Here is a 21,472-nt window from a genome sequence, read left to right on the forward strand (position 1 = left end):
GCAATTTAATTAAATGCAAATGATAATGATTACCGTTAACTTTAAATTAATCAGGAGTAAACTATGTGCTTTAAATTACCTGCGTTACCCTACAACTACGATGCACTTGAGCCTCATGTCGATGCCATGACAATGGAAATTCACCATCAGCGACATCACCAGACCTATGTCAACGGTCTGAACCAGGCACTGGCCGAAACCCGTTACGAAAAATGGGACTTATCTGAACTGTTACGACAAATTGAGAGTATACCTAGTAATATGCAGTCTGCTGTGCGTAATCATGGTGGTGGCCATGCTAACCACTCATTGTTCTGGCAAGTTATGTCACCTCAGGGCGGTGGCGAACCCACGGGCAATCTGGCTAAAGCCATAGAGACCGACATTGGCGGCTTTAAGGCCTTTCAGGAACAATTCACTCAGGCTGCGGTCAGTCGGTTTGGTAGCGGCTGGGCCTGGTTAGTGATTAATGCCAACGGACAACTTGAAATAACCAGTACAGCGAATCAAGATAGTCCATTAATGGATGGACTGACTCCCATACTCGAGCTGGATGTTTGGGAACACGCTTACTATTTAAAATATCAGAACAAACGTGCAGACTATATTGCAGCATTTTATGAAGTGATTCACTGGCCGGAAGTTGCCAGGCGTTTTGAGGAACATGAATGAAGGTAATGGAATTATTTCAACCGGGTTGGCGTCTTGGAAGCAAGCTACTCGGTTGGTTCGTCCTGGTTTTGGGCGCAGGCTATGGTTTATATCAGCTCATTCTGTTAATGCAGAATCAGGACCATGTACGCTACGCGTTTTATGCCGGAATGGTAGCGGCTGGAGCCACGGCTGCGGGTACCCTTCCCGCTCTTTTCTCTCGTGGATTATCAACTCGTTTACATGCTGCAATATTGGGGTTTGGCGGCGGAGTTATGCTGGCAGCCAGCATTTTTTCTCTCATTGTACCGGCGTTAGATCTATTCGAAATAGCAGCACAAACCGCTTGGCATGCGCCGCTAAAAGTGTCTGCGGCTATACTTTTGGGCTCTTTTTTAATGATGGCTCTGGAGCGCAGTGTCCCACATGAGCACTTTATTAAAGGCACTGAAGGACGCCAGGCACTGATATTGAAACGCAGTTGGTTGTTTGTTTTTGCAATTATTCTGCACAATATTCCTGAAGGGTTGGCAATAGGCGTAGCTTACGCCGGCGATGACACAGTCGGAGCGTCCACTCTGGCAACCGGTATTTCTGTGCAAGACATACCTGAGGGCTTTGTCGTAGCCATGGCTCTATTGGCCGCAGGTTATAGCCGTAAGATAGCAATTGGTGTCGGGATGTTATCCGGTTTGGTGGAGCCATTAATGGCTGTTATTGGCGCCATTGCATTAAGCAACTCAGCTGTGCTGCCCTGGGGGCTGGCTATGGCCGCGGGTGCTATGTTATTCGTCATCAGTCATGAAATGATTCCCGAGTCACACAAACAAGGCCACGAAATGTCTGCAACGAATGGTCTGATGCTGGGTTTCGTGCTGATGTTTGTGCTGGATACAGCCTTGGGTAGTTAGCGCTCAGCTTAACTACCTGAAGCGAATTCGCATTTTCTTTTAAATAAGTAACAGTTTCCGTTTTCATAGCATTTTTCACAAAGCTTATTTATCAAGTAACCACATGACAAAGGCGTACAAGTTGGTAAAAAGGTAAAAAGCACACAGACACAGTGTCACAAAATAAACTGAAAACAGCACCACTTTGGGTACTACTTCCCTGACTAGCCACAGGAAGCCTGATGCGGCTAGCCAACAAGGCAATGCCGCGGTCAATGCTAAAATCACAACTTGCATATACTCGTGGCGATACTCCGCAGCGGAGTTAGCGTAATACCCGAATGTGTATTTTCGTTAAATCGACTACTTTCGAACAAAGCGACACATACCTTTCCCGAGGTTTTCGCCGTCTCGCGCAATAAACTCGTAATGCTGATAAAAAGCCTCTTTTCATTTTGTGACTCTGGTCACCCATTCAGCAAGGAACTGTCTAACGACATTCCCTCTTACTGACAGGGTCATTATATTCAACTACTGGGACTCAGTATTTTCAGACAAGCTCTCTTTAACAAATAGCTCTACGAGTACTTTCTGAAAAGTGTACAAACAAGCACCTATAGAGAAAAACGCTATCAATATCGGTGAAACAGGAGCACCTTCAAAAAGATAGCCGTTTAGAATTTGGCTTGCAACTACTAGTAAAATAACGGCAATGGCTGGTTTTACGCTATGTTTATTTATCAATTTTGAGATATCTCTTTTTGTCATTCTGTTTTCTCCATAAATCCAACTAAGTAAACCATTTCATTTTCTTGATGGACTCACGAACTGATAATTCTTAAACAAAATATAGCCAGCGAAAAGTATCATCAATAAAATAAAACTCGAAAACATCAAAGAAAAATCACGTTTCGCCAAGCTTATAAAGGTAAAAACTCCTAACGGAAAACAGCAAACCAGAATCTCAATAAAAGCTATTTTAAACCATGGCTTTTTAACCATACTGTTCATTAACCCTCCCCATTAACTCATAACTCTTGAACACATCCAGATCACCTACTCGGCCTCCCCACAATTAGGAATAGCATTAATATTGCGCTGAATATCGCCGTCTAATTTAGTGATATCCATGTCCTCAAGGAACAAGAAAAAATCTTCATCGTCTTGAGTCTTTAAATAAACATCCAACTCTGAATTACTCCATGAGAAGTTATCGCCACGGCAGGCAGAGACTAGTCTCACGTTCATACTGCCAGCTCCTCCGGCCTCATTCTTACTACGATACTCTTTTACAGCTTTCTGCCCTTCATACATTGTCTGTGCGTCTTGTTTTGATAACTGCATGATCGTTATTTTCTCGTTGTCCTCAATATCTTCTTTTAAGTTATCAGGAACGAGGTAGTCATCATTAATTATTACCGGAAAATTATGACTAAAACTGTATTCAGGATCGTCAGTTCGAAAATCAAAATCAATAACCACGTCGCCATCGCGCACGTCAACGCCTTCCGGGGCCTTTACCGCAACAACCAACTGCTTCGGATCAGTCTCTAAAGGATTTAGATCCATCAGTTTTATCATGGTGCTAAGTGGAATGTTACTGCATGCCGTTGCCAGAGTTAGAATGCTGGCTAGTAAAATTATTTTTATTTTATTCACAATGAATCCTAATTGTAAAAACCAAATGTAGAATTACATCTTATATTGTTGAAAAAATGTAACTCCTGCAAATAACTGACTATGGTTATGCAGTAAAGTTTCAATCTTGGTTTAGGAAATTAATTTTCAGTGAACACCGATAAGATAGGCAAGAACCGGAAAGTTGGTTGTTATTTTGGCGAAACGGTTATTTAGACCATGCCCCATCTGCCGCTAATCCAAGCAGACGACGAAATTTCGGGCACTCCATATGGCTTGGCGCGGAACAAGCGGCAGCATGTCGAAGGCCGTCGCGCATTCCTGTTAACTTTTGAATCGTTCTATCCAGTTCATCGGCCTTATTCGCTAATAACTCTCTATCTATATTGGGTTTTCCCTTTGAGCCGATCATGCGTGCAATTTCATCAAGTGAAAAACCTGCCGCCCGCCCAAGAGCGATCAATGCCAATTGATCGAGTATGTTCGCGTTAAAAACCCTACGCAACCCTTGCCGCCCGACAGAAGTGATCAGTCCTTTCTCCTCATAGAAGCGCAAAGTAGAAGCTGGAACTCCAGAAAGTTTGGCAACCTTAGCAATATCCATAAATTCCTCTTGACCTAAAGTTAACTTTAAGTTGTACGCTGTCATTGGTTCAAAATCAAGACGAACAAAGGAGATAATTATGAGCAATTTTCTAGTTATAGTATTAATCGGGTTTGGAGCAACTGCAGTGATGGATTTGTGGAGTATCGTGCGTAAATCGCTGCTTGGTATCCCTCTTCCAAACTATGGAATGGTTGGGCGCTGGATTACCCACATGACTCACGGTCAATTCAGACATAACGCCATTGCGAAGTCCCGTAAGGTAACCGGGGAGCATTTTATAGGATGGACGGCGCACTATATAATAGGCGCTATTTTTGCTGCGTTACTCATTACTATTTGGGGAGAGTCGTGGCTTCACAATCCGACAATTACCCCGGCACTACTAGTCGGTATAGCTACCGTTTTAGCCCCTTTTCTCATTATGCAGCCAGGTATGGGAGCAGGTATTGCAGCGTCCAAAACACAACACCCAGCCTCTGCCCGACTACAGAGCTTAATAACACATACAATTTTTGGTCTCGGCTTATATGTATCCGGCTGGGTAGTAAGACTTTTTTACTCAATATAGAAATACCCGAACCGCTGGTTCAGCCGCATTTCCGATCGCAGGCTTGCCCTTACGCCTTCTTAGCTTGCAGCCAGAGCGCTTCGAGTTCCTCGAGGTTGCAGTCAGTTGGGTGTTTACCCTGCTCGCTCAGGCTTCGCTCTATATGCTGAAAACGGCTTTTGAATTTGTCGTTGGCGCGTTGCAGCGCGGCTTCGGGGTTTACTTGTTTGTGGCGGGCTAAATTAACTACGGCAAACAATAAATCGCCAATTTCTTCTTCAATATGGTCCTGGTCGGTAGCTTCTTTTACTTCCTGAATTTCTTCGTCAACTTTGGCGTAAACGGGCTCGGCATCGATCCAGTCAAAACCTACTGACGCGGCACGCTTTTGCAGTTTGGCGGCTTTTAGAATACTGGGCAGTTGGCTGGGTATGTCGTCAAACACAGAGCCTTTGGCGTCTTTCTTTGTACGTTCCTGCTGCTTTATCTGTTCCCACTGGGCTTTAATTTCGGCGTCAGACAGATTGCGCTGCGCATCGGTGCCGAACACATGCGGGTGGCGACTTATCAATTTTTCAGCGGTATGTGCAGCTATGTCGTCCAGCTCAAACTGCTGCTCTTCACGCGCTAACTGAGCATAAAACACCACCTGAAACAGCAAATCGCCCAGCTCATCTTTTATCGACTGCCAGTTACCCGACTGAATGGCATCTACCACTTCGTAGGTTTCCTCTATGGTGTAAGGAATTAACGAGGTCATGTTCTGCTTTAAATCCCAGGGGCAGCCGCTTTCTGGGTTGCGTAGCTGAGTCATAACCTGTTGCAGTTGTTGCATGCCTTTCACTGAGGTACCTCTATTGTTTCAACTAAAGCTTTAAAGTAATGCGCTGAACCTGCTCAACACCATGAACCTGGCGCAGTCTGTCTGTAATACGGCTGAGCGCGTCGCTATCTTTTACGGTCAGAGTTAACACCACTGTCGCCGACTGTGACTTCGCATCGCTCTCGCTGTCCATTTGAGCCACTGCCGCCTTTTCATTCGACAGCACGCTGGTAATGTCATGTAACAAACCGTTACGATCTAAAGCCGACACACGCAGGCTTGCCCGGTATTCCTGTTTGGAATGCCCCGACCAGGACACTTCAATACCGCGCTCGGGGTGCTGATGCAATAAATGCTTCAATTGATCGCAGTCGCTGTGGTGTACGGATACGCCACGCCCCTGAGTAATAAACCCAGTAATGGGCTCACCCGGCAGCGGCTCGCAGCAGTTAGCAAAGTGCATCATCAGGTTACCGATGCCTTCTACCGTTACGTCCGACTTCGGCGTTTTTGGTGACTGCTTGGCTTTACGACGTTTAGTTAAGCGCTCTACTTTGTCGGCTTCGGTTTCCTGCGGTTTCAGGAAGTTCACCACCTGGTGCAAGCGAACGTCGCCAGCGCCAATAGCGGCTAACAAATCGTCCAACGTCGGCACGTTAAAGCGCTCGACCGCTTTGTTGGCATCCTGCACATGCAGTTGATACTTCTGCAGTTCGTTTTCCAGTAACTCTTTACCGGCCTGCAGGTTCTTTTCCCGGTCTTCTTTTTTGAAGTAGGTGTGAACCTTGGCTCGTGCCCGTGACGAATGCAGGTAACCCAGTTGCGGATTTAACCAGTCGCGCCGTGGTTGGGCGTTTTTCTGAGTCAGAATTTCAACCCGGTCACCGTTTTGCAACTGGTAAGTAAAAGGCACAATGCGGCTGTCGATTTTAGCGCCAATGCACTTATGCCCTACCTGACTGTGAATGTAGTAAGCAAAATCGAGCGGGGTTGAGCCCATGGGCAAATCGACCACCTCGCCCTTCGGGGTAAACACGTACACACGGTCTTCAAACACCTGCGAGCGAATTTCATCTACCAGCGTTTCGCTGCCGGCCATGTCTTCGTGCCAGGCCAGTAGCTTACGCAGCCAGGCTATTTTGTCTTCAAAACCGTGGCGTTTACCGGCGGCTGCGCCCTCTTTGTACATCCAGTGCGCGGCCACGCCCAACTCGGCGTCGTCGTGCATGTCGTGCGAGCGTATCTGAATTTCAACGTTCTTGTGTTCAGGACCAATAACCACGGTATGTATGGACTGGTAGCCGTTCGGTTTAGGCGTTGCCACGTAGTCGTCAAACTCGGACGCAATATGGCGCCAACTGGAATGCACAACGCCTAGTGCGGCGTAACAGTCTTTCAGGTTATGCGTCAGAATACGTACGGCGCGAATGTCGAACAGCTGGTCAAACTGCAGATGCTTTTTCTGCATTTTGCGCCAAATAGAATAAATATGTTTGGGGCGACCATAGACATCGGCATCAATACCCTGCTGCTGCAGTGACTCCTGCAAACCTGACACAAAGTTATCTATGTAGAGTTCGCGGTCGGTACGGCGCTCATCTAAACGCTGAGCAATGGTTTTGTAGGTTTTAGGATGCAGGTAACGGAAAGAAATGTCCTCCAGTTCCCACTTCAGCTGCCCTATGCCTAACCGGTTAGCCAGCGGCGCGTATATTTCCGCGCACTCTTTAGCGGCCAGTACCCGGGTTTCTTCGTCGGCTTTCTTCACTTCGCGCAGGTAGCAAATGCGTTCGGCCAGTTTTATCAGCACCGCGCGCACATCTTCCACCATAGACAGTAACATGCGTCTCACATTGTCTATCTGGCTGCCGTCTGGCTGACCGTGTTGGAAGTGTTGTAAGTCACCTATACTTTGCATTTGCTGTACGTTACGCAGCAGCACAATCAGGGTTTTCGACTGTTTACCGGTGATTTTGTCTAAATCGAGCTTGCCTGCCTCCAGCAATGGCACGTATAACGCCGCCAGCAAGGATTCTGCATCCAGCTTTAGCGGTGCCAGTATTTCGACCATTTCCTGGCCTTTCAGCAAGGCTTCAGCTTCCTCAGGAAACTGCTGCTTCAGTTGCTGAAAAGTACTTTCTAACGGCTCAGGATCACTCACAGCGTTCAGCCAGTGCTGTTCACTGTCTTTGTATTTGGGGTCATCCACGTGGGTACTGCGTACATGGACCATGATTTACGACGCTCTCTCCAGACAAACCATAGTTTCAATGTGATGCGTTTGCGGAAACATGTCAACTGTACTCAGGCCAATTATGCGGTAATTACAGCCCTTGCTTTCGGTTAGCATGCCGGCAATATCCCGCGCCAAAGTATCCGGTGCGCAGGAAACATACAAAATGCGTTGTGGTCTGTGTTCGGGCTTCAGCTTATGCAGCAACTTCACCACACCTTCAGCTCCTGGTCTGGCAGGATCTAAACACCACAAATCAGCGGGTTTGCCTAAGTCTGAAGCAGTTATTTCGTTTAAGTCAGCGCTAAGTGAACTCAGGTTATCCATACCGTTGCTTTCGGCGTTAATGCGCGTCTGCTCGGCCATACGGTAAACACCTTCTACCGCCAGTACCGACTGTGCCCGGCGCGCCAACGGCAGACTGAAGTTACCAATACCGGCGAAAAAGTCATACACGCGCTGTGTTTTTTCTGGCTTCAGCCAGTCCATAGCCTGTTGCACCATGCGCTGGTTAATACCGCCGTTAACTTGTAGAAAGTCACCCGGCTGAAAATACAGCTTGTCGCCGTCGATGCTAGTATCAAAAGGCATTGCAGCACCGGCTAAAGGCTGCAGATCATTCTCGCTCTGTAACCAAATATTGGTTTTATTGACCGTTTGCCACTCCTGCAACGCCTGCATAGCATCACCCGGCAGCGCTTCCGTGATACGCAGCAAAATAACGGGCGTGTTGGTGTTTATTGCTTCAATATGGCCCAGCTTGCTGGCAACAGTCGATGTATTTAATAACGGGTATAGGGTATTTACGCAGTGCAGCAGAATTTCATCGGCTACCAGGCAATCTTCTATGGGCACAATATGGTGGCTTTGCGCTTCTCTGAAACCAATCAGCAGCTTTTGCTCTTTGCCCAACCAGCGCGTTGCCAGCCTCACTCTGCGACGGTAACGCATCGGTTCGCTGACAAGAGGTTCCTGCCACGGCAGACTGCTGGTTTGGGGATTAAATACGCCGAACTTCTGAAACAGCTCTTCCACCACTTGCCGCTTATGAGCCAGTTGTTTTTGCTCGTCTATATGCTGAAAGTCGCAACCTCCACAGCTAGCATAATACTCACAGGGCACTTCGCGACGGTCGCTACTGGGTTCCAGAATACGCTCTAAATGACCACTGTGTTTGCCGGCGGTTTTGTACTCTATAACCTCGCCCGGCAAGGCGCCCATGATAAAACGGGTGGACTGACCTTTTACAGCTGCACGGACAACCGCACGCGCCTGATGGTCAAGTGCTGACACCTGACCTTTTAGGGTTTTACTTACGGACTTATTGCGCTTCTGCGGCTTAAAAAATTGCGCCATGTTGGTTTTGTTTTACCTAATTTATTTCTAGTCTGTTTCTAAAATAACCGTTGCTACCGCGTAGTGCTTTTCGTCACTAATGGATAAATGACTACCGCTGATGCCCTGCTCTTTTACCCATTGTGCCGCGGTTTCGGTGAAATGCCACTCGGGTTTACCGTATTCATTATGCACTACCTGCATATGCTGAAACGACAGTCCGGCGGAAATACCCCGGCCAAAGGCTTTGGAACAGGCTTCTTTAGCAGCAAAACGTTTGGCCAGAAAAGCGGCTTCATCAACCGAGGCTGTCATTTCTTCCTGTTCTTTTGGCGTTAACACGCGTTTCACTAAACTGTTGCCACGCGCTAAAGACTGCTCTATACGGGCTACTTCAACAATGTCAGTACCTAAGCCCCAAATTGCCATTAGCGTGCCTTATCTAAAATATTGCGCATATCGCGCACAGCCTGATCCAAGCCAACCAATACCGCACGGGCAATAATCGAATGACCAATGTTCAGTTCACAAACTTGTGGAATTTCCGCCACCTCTAATGTGTTGTGATAATGCAGACCGTGACCTACATTCACCTGCAAACCAATAGAATGCGCGTATTCTGACGCTTCCATTAAGCGTGCCAGTTCAACGGTACGCTGCTCTTCAGTTTCGGCCTCTGCGTATTGCCCGGTGTGCAATTCCACAATGGGCGCACCGGCTTTTTTAGCGGCGTCTATTTGCTCATGGTCAGCGTCAATAAACAACGACACCTGAATACCTGCATCACTTAAGCGACGAGTAGCATCGGTGATGGTTTCTAACTGACCGGCAACATTCAGGCCACCTTCTGTAGTCAGTTCCTGGCGTTTTTCCGGTACCAGACAACTGTAGGTAGGTTGCGTTTTTATCGCTATATCGAGCATTTCCTCGGTAACAGCCATTTCCAGATTCATGGGGACGTTCAATGTCTGCTTCAGCATAGCAACGTCGCGGTCAGTAATGTGGCGGCGGTCTTCACGCAAATGAATGGTAATGCCGTCGGCACCAGCTTGTTCGGCAATAGCTGCCGCAGCTACCGGGTCAGGATAACGGACTCCACGTGCGTTACGCAACGTGGCCACATGGTCAATGTTAACGCCCAGGCGTAAACCTTTCATTATTCAGCTCCTTTCGCTTTCGGCTAGTTCTTCGTAATTCACTGACGCTTAGTGCCCCGGAACAATTCACGACTGCGCAGCGGTTTATCACCTAAGTAAACCGCTAAGGCGTCACGCATAATATATTTTAGCAGTCTTAAGCGGTTTTCGTCGTCAACGTCCCACGCAGCCAGTTTTTGAATATCCGCCACAGAGTATGCTCGTTGTTGATTATCTCTGGCTTGGGTCACAAAGCCATGATCGGGAATAAAATAGCACCACTTCGAGTCGGACAGCACATTACCGGTGTCGGCGTCATAATGCCAGTCAAACGCCGCTCCCAGATGCTGTAATAACTGCCATTCAAACTGACGCAAAGCTGGCTCTACGCGCTCGCTGTTGGTCATGTTTTGTAAGGCCGACAAGTAGCTTTCAAAAAGCTCGGGGGCTTCAGCTTCTGTAGGCACCAGCCGTTGAATTAACTCGTTGAGGTAAAAGCCACTGTAGAGTTTATCACCCTGCAACAGCAGCTTTTGAGTGGTTTGCTGCGGTTCCAGCAAGGTTAAGGTTTTTAAGTCGCTGCGCCCCTGAAACTCGGCCAACAGTGGCATAAAAGGTTGTGCTAAACCGCGCCAGGGGCTTTTCGGGCGCTTAGCGCCTTTTGCCACCACCCGGACCCGTCCTTTATCTTCAGTGAACAGATCCAGAATAAGACTGGTTTCCTGATAGTCCCAACGATGCAACACCAGTGCTCGCTGCGCCACCGATTAATCTTCCCGGTAGCCCAGACTTTTTAACGCTCGTTCGTCGTCCGACCAGCCAGATTTTACCTTAACCCAAAGTTTCATCATGACTTTGTTGTCCAGCAGTTTTTCTAGATCGCGCCGGGCTTCGGTGCCTATGGTTTTCAGTTTGCTACCGCCTTGCCCGATAATCATCCGCTTCTGCGCTTCGCGTTCAACCAGTATTAAGGCATGAATATGAGTGGTGCCTTTTTCAGACTGACCAAACTGCTCAATTTCCACTGTCGTTTCATACGGCAATTCGTCACCGGTAAAACGCATAAGCTTTTCACGCACAATTTCTGCCGCCATAAAGCGCACAGAACGGTCCGTTACGTAGTCTTCAGGGTAATAGTGGTAGCCTGGCTGCAAATGCGAGCGAACAATTTTTCTCAGCTCGTCAACATTGTCGCCGTGTGTTGCCGATATGGGCAGAATGGCATCAAACTTATGCTGTTCATTCAGCCACTGCAAATGCGGTAATAAGCGTTCTTTGTCTTTCAATTGGTCAACTTTATTAACCAATAACACTACTGGCACTTTACTGCGCTGAATTTTCTCCAGCACCATTTTGTCGTCTTCTAACCACTTTAGGTTTTCAACCACAAAAAGCACTAGGTCCACGTCTTTCAAGGCGGAGGATGCAGTCTGGTTCATCACGCGGTTTATCGCACGAGGTTCCTGTTTGTGCATACCAGGCGTGTCGACATAAATAGCCTGACAGCCATCGTCGGTATCTACGCCTAAAATACGATGACGGGTGGTCTGAGGTTTATTCGAGGTAATACTGATTTTCTGCCCCAGCAACCGGTTAATCAGTGTGGATTTCCCCACATTCGGACGACCAACAATGGCGACAAAGCCGCTGTGTTTATTCTCGTCCAGTTCTATATCCAGCGTCATGCGCTCTCCTGCAAATGTTCTAATGCGGCCGTTGCTGCAGCCTGTTCGGCTTTACGGCGGCTGGTACCTGTGCCTTTAAAAGGGCTTTCGATACCTTCTACAGAACAGTTTACGGTAAATTGTTGATTATGCGCCTGCCCCTGCGTAGCGACCACGTCGTACTCAGGTAAAGGCTTCTGACGCGCCTGCAGTAATTCCTGCAAGCGTGTTTTCGGATCTTTCTGGCTGGTACCAGGTTCAATCAAGGTTAACTGGGGTTCGAACCAGTTAAGAATGACCTGTCGAATGGTATCCATGTCACTGTCCAGATAAATGGCACCAATAATGGCTTCTACTGCATCGGCAAGAATGGACTCGCGACGATAACCGCCGCTTTTTAGCTCGCCCTGACCCAGCGACAAAAAATCGCCCAGTCCCATTTTTTTTCCAAGCTTCGCCAAAGAACGACCACAAACTATGGCAGCGCGCATGCGGCTTAAATCGCCTTCTGCTACTTTGGGGAATTTTTGATACAAAGCTTCAGCTATCACCAGACCTAAAATAGAATCGCCCAAAAACTCCAGGCGTTCATTGTGCGTTGATGAAGCACTACGGTGGGTCATTGCCTGATGCAATAAACCCTGCTGTTCAAAGCTATAACCAACAATTTTTTCCAGTTCCGTTAAAGGTGGTTTGGGCAAACTCACTCAATACTCCCTAGCCTTTCAAATCGAACTCCCGTAGGAACCCACGACGGCAACCAACTATCGCTACTGCGATCCATTTCAAAACTCATCCAGATGAATACCGCTCTGCCAACCAGCAACTCTTCGTCAACAAAGCCCCAATAGCGGCTGTCACGAGAATTATCGCGGTTATCACCCATAGCAAAATACTGGCCTTCCGGCACCACCCACTCGTCTTTCTGTGTGCCCGGCTGATTAAAATACGACATAGTCCGTGGCGCAACACGTGGGTCGATAAGAATTTCGTGGCTTACATCGCCTAACTGTTCTTCATAAGTGCGTAAAGGTGACGAACCAGAGAAATACTCACCATCTTCTTTTAATGAGGTGGATACCACCTTCATTTCTTCACAGTCTTTCTCGCCAACGGCACACGCAGGCTGAATATAAAGTGACTTGTTTCGGTAAATAATACGGTCGCCAGGCAAGCCAATAACGCGTTTTATGTAATCTATGCTCGGTTCTTCCGGATATTTAAATACGGCGATATCGCCGCGTTCAGGCAACGAGGTATCCACCAACGTCTTTTGAAAAAGCGGATCTTTAATACCGTAGGAAAACTTTTCTACCAGAATAAAGTCGCCCTTTAGTAAGGTTGGCATCATTGAGCCTGACGGTATCTGAAATGGCTCGTATAACAATGTACGAACCACCAGTACTAAAGCAATCACTGGAAAAATAGACTCGCTCAGCTCCATAAGTTTAGGCTGAGGTGCCAGTGTGTCAATTTGCTGTTCGGTTAAAGCCTTGGTTGTTTTGGTCTCAACCTCAGCAATAACCGCTTTACGCTTTGGCTTCAGTACTCGCGCATCGTAAAGCCATAACAACCCGGACAGAACGGTAATAACGGTTAAAATAATTGAAAAATAATTGGCCATTTCCTATTTGCCTACTTTTAAAACCGCAAGAAAGGCTTCCTGAGGTACTTCTACGTTACCCAGGTTCTTCATGCGCTTTTTACCCTCTTTTTGTTTTTGTAAAAGCTTCTTCTTACGACTAATGTCGCCGCCATAACACTTCGCTGTTACGTTTTTACGCAACTGCTTGACCGTCGAGCGCGCAATAACATGGTTGCCAATGGTCGCCTGAATGGCAATATCAAACATTTGTCGTGGAATTAACTCACGCATTTTATCAACTAACATGCGGCCGCGCCCTTCAGCGTGATCACGGTGAGTGATCATTGCCAGCGCATCTACCCGGTCGCCGTTAATCAGTATATCGACACGAACCATGTCCGCAGGTTCAAATTTCTTGAACTGATAATCCAGTGAAGCGTAACCACGACTGGTCGATTTTAACCGGTCGAAGAAATCCATAACCACTTCTGCCATGGGCAGCTCGTAAGTTACCGCAACTTGTTTACCATGGTAAGCCATAGCCGTTTGTACGCCGCGCTTATCAACGCACAAGGTAATCACATTACCCAGAAACTCTTGCGGAACCAGAATATTGGCTTCCACAATAGGTTCGTAAATGGTTTCAATATCGTTAACCGCTGGCAAGTTCACCGGGTTATCCACTTTGACTATGCTGCCATCGGTCTTTTCAACTTCGTAAACAACCGTTGGTGCCGTGGTAATCAAGTCTATGTCGTACTCACGCTCTAAGCGTTCCTGAATAATTTCCATGTGCAGCATGCCAAGGAAACCACAACGGAAGCCAAAGCCAAGTGCCGCAGAGTTCTCCGGCTCATAAAAAAGCGACGCGTCATTTAACGACAATTTCCCCAAAGCATCCCGGAACGACTCATAGTCCTCTGAGCTGATTGGGAACATACCTGCGTAAACCTGAGGTTTGACTTTTTTAAAGCCCGGTACCGGCTCTTTTGCCGGGCTCTTCGTATTGGTTAGAGTATCACCGACCGGTGCGCCCAGAATGTCTTTAATACCCGAAATAACATAGCCCACCTCACCAGTGTGTAAAATACCGGTTTCGTGAGGTTTCGGGTCAAAATAACCAACTTTATCAATTTGATACGACTGACCAGTAGACATTACTGTCATTTTCTCGCCGGCACGCAACGTTCCGTTGCGGACGCGAACCAAAGAAACAACCCCCTGATAATTATCAAACCAGGAGTCAATAATCAGTGCCTGTAATGGCTCTTCTGGTTCGCCCTTAGGCGGCGGTATTTGCCGGACAATGCGCTCAAGCACGTCGTCAATACCTAAACCAGTTTTAGCCGAACACTGAACCGCGTCTACGGCTTCAATGCCCACAATGTCCTCTATTTCCTGTGCAACGCCCATAGCATCGGCCTGCGGCAGGTCAATTTTGTTCAATACCGGAACAACTTCCAGGTCCATTTCAATAGCGGTATAACAGTTTGCCAAAGTCTGCGCTTCAACACCCTGAGCTGCATCAACAACCAGCAGTGCGCCTTCACAACCCGCCAACGAACGCGAGACTTCATAAGAGAAGTCAACATGCCCTGGAGTATCGATGAAGTTTAACTGATAGGTTTCACCATCTTTAGCCGTGTAATAAAGGGTTACGCTCTGCGCTTTAATCGTAATACCCCGCTCACGCTCCAAATCCATGGAATCGAGTACTTGCTCAGCCATCTCACGGTCAGTCAGTCCACCGCAATGCTGGATCAAGCGGTCGGACAAGGTGGATTTACCGTGGTCAATGTGAGCGATGATCGAGAAGTTACGAATATTACTTTGCTTGAACGCCCTATTCGGCATTGATGATACCTCTGTAAAACTGAATTCTGGAACTTAAAAAATTAGTCCCGATCATACTCATGTTAGCGGCAAGAACAAAGGACTTTATGACAGTTCAGGGGTTTCAGTGCTGAACTTCAGCCGCGACGGTTTCCAGTTTGACCATTGCATTGACTTGAATGTCACGTTTACGGAACCAGCGTTTTAGTCCCCAGAAGGTAAAAGCAAAGCCAGCAAAGGACAATAAAATAACAAAACCTTCGGGTAACGTGCCTGTGTTTTCCAGTAGCACAGCTAATAGCAACAGTGTCAGTATAGGTAAACCGTAGAGTAGTAGAGCAAAACGTGTTACTGCGGTTTCCGGTACTTCTAATTGCACCTGGTCGCCGGGACTAAACGTTTGTTCGGTAACCACAGTAAACTGCGCATTTCGGTCGGCAAAAACTTTACTTAAAATGCCAGCGCCACAGTTAGATACCTGCGCGCAACCCGAACAGGCCGTTTTTAACTGAGTGGTAACGGTTACGCGGTTGCCATCAACCGCGGTTACTTCTGCTACTTCTTTCATTATTTAACTTCCGCCGCTATGCGTTGAGCCATGGTTAAAGGTACCTGACCCACCACTGTCACAAGAAAGTTATTATAACGCTTTGAGAACAAAGTGTGTGAAGAAGATAGAGCGAGATCGGTTTCCATACCTTCTGTTAGCTCAGCCACATAAACCGAGTACTCAGCAAGACCATCAGAAAACAAATAATGGTCAACCGGCGTTGCATCAACAACGAGAGTATGGCTTTGCTGGCTTAACAATTTGAATCCGCGCGGTGCCCACCGCGGCCCAACACTGTAATTTGTTGCACTTTGTACCCGAAGATCTTTTAACAGCGGTGGCATTTCAATATTGCTTATTTCTTTGGTTATTTCGGGAGCGGTATCACGAACCGATAAACTGGTTAATTGCATTTGCTCCACAACATCGCCGGACTGATTCATCATGATCATTTTAAGCGGCATACCGTGCTTGCGGTCAATCCATAGTGCATAGCTGTAACGCTGATTATCGCGGCTTAAAATACGAATATGCTGGGCATTACGACCTAAAACCCGTGCGCCACCACCCACCATAACTTGATAACTATGGCTAAGACGCTCAAAGGGTTGAGAAAATGCGGCCGGAAAGATAGCAGTAATAGTATCGGACTCTAGCGCGTAATTACTGGATGAGGTATTAAAGTGGGCAACCTTGTTATTCACTCTTAAGATGCGAAAGTCCGGACCATTCATTTGAATTAACAGTTCGGTACTTCCTGTCTCCGGATCGTTGCCCTGTAGCCATTGATAAGGCTCAATTTGATCACCATGTACATGAACTAAAGAAGCCTCAAAATTCAGTTCAGTTAAAGCTTCTGCCATACGGTTGAACCAGTCAGCGCCACTTTCTGCTTGTTCGTTAGTCTGCTGTGCGCTTACCGAGAAGGTGCCGGCGAATAAAACAGCGCCACATAAAATAGACCGATACAACCGAGTTATCATAGCCTTAATTACCTTTGTTGAGCTCCTGCTCTGACTGCTCATCTTTTTCTGCTTGCTCTGTTTTCTGCTGCAACATCAATTGTTGTTGATGATCAATCAGGTATGACTGAACCTGACGGCGTCTTTGCTGATCGCTGATTTGCGACATTGGCTCAACACGATTCAAGCTCACCGGCTCACGGCCACCACCAATGGGGCTGGTCAGCAGAGTAGGTTCTGCGCTGCTACCATCGGGTGTCGCGGGTTGCTGATAAGTTTGCACTGTCATCACCGCAACCACGGCCACACTTGCTGCAACGGCAACTTTGGCGAAAGGCTGGAACCAACGTGAAGCCGCTTTATTCTGGCTCTTAGAGCGACCAAAACCTGGCTTAACGACATTGGACTCCTGGCTTACGCTAACACGAACACGCTCGCTAATATCAAGGCTGATATCCGAGTTTAAGTCACCTTTTATTGCCGCGTGAATAACACTGTAACGGTGCCACTCCTGCTGAGCCTGTTCATCTTGCAACAGTGCTTCAATTTCATCGGCATTGATGAGTTGTTCATCAAACAACGCGGATGTTGATTCTGATTTATTCCGAGACATAGATGCCCCTCTGTTAGTTTACCGTTCCAGCAACGGTCGGAGTTGATTATCTATTGCTTCCCGAGCGCGAAAGATGCGAGAGCGGACAGTACCTATAGGACAATCCATTTCTAGCGCAATTTCCTCGTAACCGAGACCTTCAATTTCCCTTAAAGTAATTGCCCGACGTAAATCATCCGGCAATTCATCAATTGTTTTTAATACCACATCTCGAATCTCATCAGAGAGCATTTGCCTTTCCGGAGAGGCGCTGTCTCTTAGCGCACCGGCTCCTTCATAAAACTCTGCGTCTTCTGCATCAATGTCAGATGCGGGCGGTTTTCTACCTTGCGAAACTAAATAGTTTTTCGCCGTATTCACCGCAATTCGGTACAGCCAGGTATAAAAGGCACTGTCGCCACGGAAGTTCGGTAACGCCCGATACGCTTTTATAAACGCTTCCTGTGCAACATCAGCTACGTCGCCCTGTTGTTTGACATAACGCGATATCAAACTCATGACTTTATGCTGATACTTTTTTACCAGCAGATCAAAAGCTCGGTTATCACCTTGTTGTACTCTTTCGACCAGCTGTTGGTCACTCACCTGTTCGCTCATCCGAGCCTGTTCTCCCTTAACCCAGGAACTGCTGGAACTGGCGGCCCGTCCTGTTTCTTACTGACTGTGACAGAGCCGCATGTAAAAAGTTCGCAAAAATATCGTCAAATGCGTAAAATCGTTCAAAATTCACATTGAGTACTTTATGGAACCTGTTGCAAATTATCAATGCGATGTACTGATTATTGGTTCGGGAGCCGCGGGATTAACTACCGCTTTACAGTTGGCCGATAACTTAAACGTTACGGTACTAAGTAAAGGCCCGCTGACTGAAGGCTCAACCTTTTACGCGCAAGGCGGCATTGCCGCAGTATTCGACGAAAACGACAGTATTGAGAGTCACATCGAGGATACCTTAATTGCCGGCGCCGGCCTTTGCGATCCCGAAGCCGTTAAGTTTACCACAGAAAACGCGCGCGCAAGTCTGCAATGGCTGATTGATGCCGGCGTGGGTTTTGATCAAGTCGAGTCTAAAGACAGCAACCCAGCGTACCACCTGAACCGTGAAGGCGGTCACAGTCATCGACGAATTCTGCACGCAGCAGATGCCACCGGCAAAGCGGTACAGACAACATTGCAGAAAAAAGCAATGGAGCATCCAAATATTCAGGTGCTGGAACGATACAACGCGGTCGATTTGATCACGGGTTCTCGTATCGGTAAACCTGACGGTTGCTATGGAGCTTATGTCTGGAGCCGTCAGAAAGAACAAGTGGAAACCGTTGCGGCAGGCTGTGTGGTATTGGCTACGGGCGGTGCAAGTAAGGTATATCAGTATACCAGTAACCCGGATATTGCCAGCGGCGACGGTATTGCCATGGCCTGGCGCGCAGGCTGCAGTGTGGCCAATATGGAATTTAATCAGTTCCATCCAACCTGTTTATTTCACCCCAACGCGCAGAGTTTTCTATTAAGCGAAGCCTTGCGTGGCGAAGGCGCTTTGCTGAAACGGCCCGACGGAACTCGTTTTATGCCGGACTTTCATGAGTCTGCTGAATTGGCTCCGCGCGACGTGGTTGCCCGCGCTATCGACTTTGAAATGAAGCGTCTGGGTGCTGACTGCATGTATCTGGATATTTCTCATAAACCGAAAGACTTTATTCAGCATCACTTCCCTACCATTATGGAAAAATGCTTGTCGCTGGGTATTGATATCAGCAAACAGCCGATGCCGGTTGTTCCTGCGGCCCATTACACCTGTGGCGGTGTTAAAACCGATATGAACGCAGCGACCGATTTACCCAACTTGTATGCTGTTGGTGAGGTTGCCTGCACAGGTCTGCACGGAGCCAATCGCATGGCTAGCAACTCGCTGCTGGAATGTCTGGTTTTCGCCCGTGCGGCGGCTAAAGATATTTTATCTAAACGCCCTCATCAGAAGGCCTTAAATCATATTCCCGGTTGGGATGAAAGTCAGGTAGGCAATTCCGACGAGGAAGTTATAATTCAACATAACTGGCATGAGCTACGACTGTTCATGTGGGACTACGTTGGCATTGTGCGTACCACCAAGCGTCTGGAACGGGCCCTTCACCGAATTCAGTTGCTACAGCGCGAAATTCACGAGTATTACTCGAACTTCCGCGTGAGTAACAATTTACTGGAGTTACGTAACTTAGTGCAGGTATCAGAGCTTATTGTACGAAGCGCTATTAGTCGTAAAGAAAGTCGCGGCTTACATTATACTCTCGACTACCCTGACACATTGCCGGATCCTCAGCCTACGGTGCTGACACCGAAAAGTTAAGGCTCTGACAACTGTTGTAACTGGCGCCGCAGTTTTATCTGCTGCGCCTTTGACAACTGAAACCACCAAACCCGGAGCCAGTGCCGCTTTTCCTGACCTTTTTCTGTTTTATAGGCAAGCGGCAGTAAAACCAACATACCGCCTACGACCAGTGCTTTGCTGAATAATTGACAACGTTCACCCAGCCACCACCAGTAACGTCCGCACGCTGACACAGACAACACGCGCATAGGTCGCTGTAAACGAAAATAACTGTCAGGGTTCACCGCCCGAGTCTATACCTTAACGCGTGACAACATAAACCGAATCATTTCAGCAAGTTCTTCGTCTTCACACTTCTGGTGACCCATAAACCAGGCAAAAAGATCCGGGTCATCGCAGGTAATTAAACGGCGAAATACCGCTTTTTGTTCTTCACTTAGTTCGTCGTAAGCCTGATCAACAAAAGGTTCAAATAATACATCCAGCTCCAGCATGCCCCGGCGGCACGCCCAACGTAAACGACGCTTGTCTTTTAGTGCTTCTTCTGACTGTTTTAACGGCAACATAAAATCTCCGCAGCAATTGCCCTTGTAATTCGATAATGTGCCCTAATATTACCACGTAAGCCATTTAATAAGGAGTCATTGTGGTTGAGTTAACGCAGCATTTTACTGACGCAAATCAGGATCACCTTTCCGTTCAACTGACGGACTATGGTATCCTCTCGGTTTCTGGCGAAGATGCTGACAGTTTTTTACAGGGTCAGCTGACATGTGATTTACGCAAACTCGACCAGGATAATTGCTTATATGGCGCACATTGCGATCAAACCGGAAAAGCGTTTAGCATCTTCTGGCTTTATCGCGAAGACGACGCCGTTTTTTTAATTATGCATCGCAGTGCAATTGAAGGCTCTTTGGCACAATTAAAGAAATTCGGTGTCTTTAGTAAAGTCACTATTGAAGATGTAAGCGACGACTGGAGCATAGCCGGTGTTTTCGGTAGCAAAGCAGCCAGCGTTGCAGCAGAATTTGATGGCCGGGTAATGCAGGTTGGGACCAGTCCCGACCAATATCTGTTACTCAGCCAACAGCCAATTTCTACGGATTATCCGCAACCTTACTGGGATGCGTTGGAAATTGAACGGGTTCGTCCACAACTTACGTCTGAGAACATCCAGGCGTTTGTCCCGCAAATGATGAATTTGCAGGTGTGGGATGGAATCAGTTTTGACAAAGGATGTTATATCGGCCAGGAGACTATTGCCCGGATGAAATATTTGGGCAAACAGAAACGGGCGCTCTTTCGCTTATCCGGTAAAGTAACGGCTCAAGTTACTGCTGGTACGCAATTAGAGAAAGCCATTGGCGAGAACTGGCGTCGTGCAGGTACGGTCATTATGGCAGTGAACCGCACCGACACCCAAGTGGACTTATTAGCTGTTTTACCCAGTGACATAGACACTGACACGGCTATACGAGTCCGGGATGACGACGCAAGTCTTCTGGAAATACACTCACTGCCTTATCAATTAGGTTAAATTTATGAGCGAAACCATTGCACCAAACAAAGTCGTGGCTATCAACTATGCCGTTAAAACGGAAGATGGCCAGACGCTGGACCAGTCTAAAGATGGCAGCCCACTGAACTTCATCCACGGTCGTGGCATGCTGATTCCTGGTCTGGAAAATGCACTGGAAGGCAAAAAAGTTGGCGATAGCTTCACTGCAGAAGTTAAACCAGAAGAAGCTTATGGCGAACGTCATGACGGCTTAATCCAGACTGTACCACGTAACCTGTTCGGCGAAAACGAAGTACAGCCTGGCATGCAGTTCCGTGCCAGCACGGATCAAGGCGAACAGTCTGTTGTTATCGTTGAAGTAAAAGACGACGAAGTGACTGTTGACGGTAACCACCCACTGGCCGGTGTTAACCTGAACTTTGACGTAAAAGTTATTGAAGTTCGTGAAGCGACTGAGCAAGAACTTGAGCACGGTCACGTTCACACTGACGGCGAAGATCACTAAGCGCTGTTTTTGATAAAAGAAACCCGGCTAATAAGCCGGGTTTTTTTGTTTC

At 47.4% G+C, this 21,472-nt stretch carries 25 protein-coding genes; 6 read left to right on the plus strand and 19 right to left on the minus strand.

Features of this window, described 5'->3' with window-relative positions; translation table 11 throughout:
- The first annotated feature begins 63 nt into the window (after positions 1 to 63).
- Together IL_RS04055 and IL_RS04060 are read left to right on the plus strand one after the other, a co-directional pair.
- Positions 64 to 672, plus strand: a complete 609-nt coding sequence (locus IL_RS04055) for a superoxide dismutase (protein WP_011234049.1) — start codon at positions 64 to 66, stop codon at positions 670 to 672.
- On the plus strand, positions 669 to 1,562 hold the full coding sequence (locus IL_RS04060) for a ZIP family metal transporter (RefSeq protein ID WP_011234050.1): 894 nt from the start codon (positions 669 to 671) through the stop codon (positions 1,560 to 1,562). The genes IL_RS04055 and IL_RS04060 overlap by 4 nt, the downstream gene beginning before the upstream one ends.
- A 510-nt stretch (positions 1,563 to 2,072) precedes the next feature.
- On the opposite strand, the gene IL_RS04065 is transcribed toward IL_RS04060, so the two are convergent.
- From IL_RS04065 to IL_RS04080, 3 genes are all read right to left on the minus strand, one after another.
- Positions 2,073 to 2,309, minus strand: a complete 237-nt coding sequence (locus IL_RS04065) for a hypothetical protein (RefSeq protein WP_016341294.1) — start codon at positions 2,307 to 2,309, stop codon at positions 2,073 to 2,075.
- A 288-nt stretch (positions 2,310 to 2,597) separates the two neighbouring features.
- Positions 2,598 to 3,200: a hypothetical protein gene (locus IL_RS04075; protein ID WP_016341296.1), complete on the minus strand. Its 603-nt coding sequence runs from the start codon at positions 3,198 to 3,200 to the stop codon at positions 2,598 to 2,600.
- Between the two features lie 187 nt (positions 3,201 to 3,387).
- Positions 3,388 to 3,783 carry a helix-turn-helix domain-containing protein gene (locus IL_RS04080; protein ID WP_011234052.1) on the minus strand — a complete coding sequence of 132 codons (396 nt, stop codon included), beginning with the start codon at positions 3,781 to 3,783 and terminating at the stop codon, positions 3,388 to 3,390.
- A 79-nt stretch (positions 3,784 to 3,862) separates the two neighbouring features.
- Between IL_RS04080 and IL_RS04085 the strand changes: the two genes are divergently transcribed.
- Positions 3,863 to 4,354, plus strand: coding sequence for a DUF2938 domain-containing protein (locus tag IL_RS04085; protein ID WP_011234053.1), 492 nt, complete (start codon positions 3,863 to 3,865; stop codon positions 4,352 to 4,354).
- Between the two features lie 49 nt (positions 4,355 to 4,403).
- Here IL_RS04085 and mazG read toward each other — a convergent pair whose 3' ends face one another.
- The 14 genes from mazG to rpoE all read right to left on the minus strand — a co-directional run bounded on the left by mazG (position 4,404) and on the right by rpoE (position 17,664).
- On the minus strand, positions 4,404 to 5,168 hold the full coding sequence (gene mazG / locus IL_RS04090) for a nucleoside triphosphate pyrophosphohydrolase (protein WP_041291773.1): 765 nt from the start codon (positions 5,166 to 5,168) through the stop codon (positions 4,404 to 4,406).
- Between the two features lie 31 nt (positions 5,169 to 5,199).
- On the minus strand, positions 5,200 to 7,389 hold the full coding sequence (relA, locus tag IL_RS04095; protein ID WP_011234055.1) for a GTP diphosphokinase: 2,190 nt from the start codon (positions 7,387 to 7,389) through the stop codon (positions 5,200 to 5,202).
- A gap of 3 nt (positions 7,390 to 7,392) precedes the next feature.
- The gene (gene rlmD, locus IL_RS04100) at positions 7,393 to 8,745 is read right to left on the minus strand and encodes a 23S rRNA (uracil(1939)-C(5))-methyltransferase RlmD (protein ID WP_011234056.1); all 1,353 of its coding nucleotides are present in this window, start codon (positions 8,743 to 8,745) and stop codon (positions 7,393 to 7,395) included.
- A 27-nt stretch (positions 8,746 to 8,772) separates the two neighbouring features.
- Complete coding sequence (acpS, locus tag IL_RS04105) at positions 8,773 to 9,153, minus strand: holo-ACP synthase (RefSeq protein WP_011234057.1); 381 nt, start codon at positions 9,151 to 9,153, stop codon at positions 8,773 to 8,775.
- On the minus strand, positions 9,153 to 9,881 hold the full coding sequence (gene pdxJ, locus IL_RS04110; RefSeq protein ID WP_011234058.1) for a pyridoxine 5'-phosphate synthase: 729 nt from the start codon (positions 9,879 to 9,881) through the stop codon (positions 9,153 to 9,155). Before pdxJ ends, acpS begins: the two co-directional genes overlap by 1 nt.
- 38 nt (positions 9,882 to 9,919) lie before the next feature.
- Positions 9,920 to 10,624, minus strand: a complete 705-nt coding sequence (gene recO / locus IL_RS04115) for a DNA repair protein RecO (RefSeq protein ID WP_011234059.1) — start codon at positions 10,622 to 10,624, stop codon at positions 9,920 to 9,922.
- A gap of 3 nt (positions 10,625 to 10,627) precedes the next feature.
- On the minus strand, positions 10,628 to 11,545 hold the full coding sequence (gene era, locus IL_RS04120; RefSeq protein ID WP_011234060.1) for a GTPase Era: 918 nt from the start codon (positions 11,543 to 11,545) through the stop codon (positions 10,628 to 10,630).
- Complete coding sequence (gene rnc, locus IL_RS04125) at positions 11,542 to 12,231, minus strand: ribonuclease III (protein WP_011234061.1); 690 nt, start codon at positions 12,229 to 12,231, stop codon at positions 11,542 to 11,544. The genes era and rnc overlap by 4 nt, the downstream gene beginning before the upstream one ends.
- Positions 12,228 to 13,148, minus strand: a complete 921-nt coding sequence (lepB, locus tag IL_RS04130; RefSeq protein WP_011234062.1) for a signal peptidase I — start codon at positions 13,146 to 13,148, stop codon at positions 12,228 to 12,230. Before lepB ends, rnc begins: the two co-directional genes overlap by 4 nt.
- A gap of 3 nt (positions 13,149 to 13,151) precedes the next feature.
- A complete protein-coding gene (gene lepA, locus IL_RS04135) occupies positions 13,152 to 14,963 on the minus strand; it encodes a translation elongation factor 4 (protein WP_011234063.1) in 1,812 nt (603 codons plus the stop codon).
- Positions 14,964 to 15,066: 103 nt separating this feature from the next.
- On the minus strand, positions 15,067 to 15,510 hold the full coding sequence (locus IL_RS04140) for a SoxR reducing system RseC family protein (RefSeq protein ID WP_011234064.1): 444 nt from the start codon (positions 15,508 to 15,510) through the stop codon (positions 15,067 to 15,069).
- Positions 15,510 to 16,475, minus strand: a complete 966-nt coding sequence (locus tag IL_RS04145; protein WP_011234065.1) for a MucB/RseB C-terminal domain-containing protein — start codon at positions 16,473 to 16,475, stop codon at positions 15,510 to 15,512. The genes IL_RS04140 and IL_RS04145 overlap by 1 nt, the downstream gene beginning before the upstream one ends.
- Before the next feature lie 4 nt (positions 16,476 to 16,479).
- Positions 16,480 to 17,067, minus strand: coding sequence for a sigma-E factor negative regulatory protein (locus tag IL_RS04150; RefSeq protein ID WP_011234066.1), 588 nt, complete (start codon positions 17,065 to 17,067; stop codon positions 16,480 to 16,482).
- A gap of 18 nt (positions 17,068 to 17,085) precedes the next feature.
- The gene (rpoE, locus tag IL_RS04155) at positions 17,086 to 17,664 is read right to left on the minus strand and encodes an RNA polymerase sigma factor RpoE (RefSeq protein WP_011234067.1); all 579 of its coding nucleotides are present in this window, start codon (positions 17,662 to 17,664) and stop codon (positions 17,086 to 17,088) included.
- 145 nt (positions 17,665 to 17,809) lie between these two features.
- Here rpoE and nadB point away from each other — a divergent pair, with 145 nt between their 5' ends.
- Positions 17,810 to 19,411, plus strand: coding sequence for an L-aspartate oxidase (gene nadB / locus IL_RS04160; protein ID WP_011234068.1), 1,602 nt, complete (start codon positions 17,810 to 17,812; stop codon positions 19,409 to 19,411).
- On the opposite strand, the gene IL_RS04165 is transcribed toward nadB, so the two are convergent.
- Positions 19,408 to 19,641 carry a hypothetical protein gene (locus IL_RS04165; protein WP_153849033.1) on the minus strand — a complete coding sequence of 78 codons (234 nt, stop codon included), beginning with the start codon at positions 19,639 to 19,641 and terminating at the stop codon, positions 19,408 to 19,410. The two genes, nadB and IL_RS04165, sit on opposite strands and share 4 nt — an antisense overlap.
- 45 nt (positions 19,642 to 19,686) lie before the next feature.
- Complete coding sequence (locus tag IL_RS04170) at positions 19,687 to 19,959, minus strand: succinate dehydrogenase assembly factor 2 (protein WP_011234070.1); 273 nt, start codon at positions 19,957 to 19,959, stop codon at positions 19,687 to 19,689.
- 80 nt (positions 19,960 to 20,039) lie between these two features.
- Here IL_RS04170 and IL_RS04175 point away from each other — a divergent pair, with 80 nt between their 5' ends.
- Both IL_RS04175 and IL_RS04180 read left to right on the plus strand, forming a co-directional pair.
- Positions 20,040 to 20,933: a YgfZ/GcvT domain-containing protein gene (locus tag IL_RS04175; RefSeq protein ID WP_011234071.1), complete on the plus strand. Its 894-nt coding sequence runs from the start codon at positions 20,040 to 20,042 to the stop codon at positions 20,931 to 20,933.
- 4 nt (positions 20,934 to 20,937) lie between these two features.
- Positions 20,938 to 21,420, plus strand: a complete 483-nt coding sequence (locus IL_RS04180; RefSeq protein ID WP_011234072.1) for an FKBP-type peptidyl-prolyl cis-trans isomerase — start codon at positions 20,938 to 20,940, stop codon at positions 21,418 to 21,420.
- Positions 21,421 to 21,472: the final 52 nt, after the last annotated feature.

The sequence above is a fragment of the Idiomarina loihiensis L2TR genome, assembly GCF_000008465.1.
Lineage (GTDB): Bacteria > Pseudomonadota > Gammaproteobacteria > Enterobacterales > Alteromonadaceae > Idiomarina > Idiomarina loihiensis.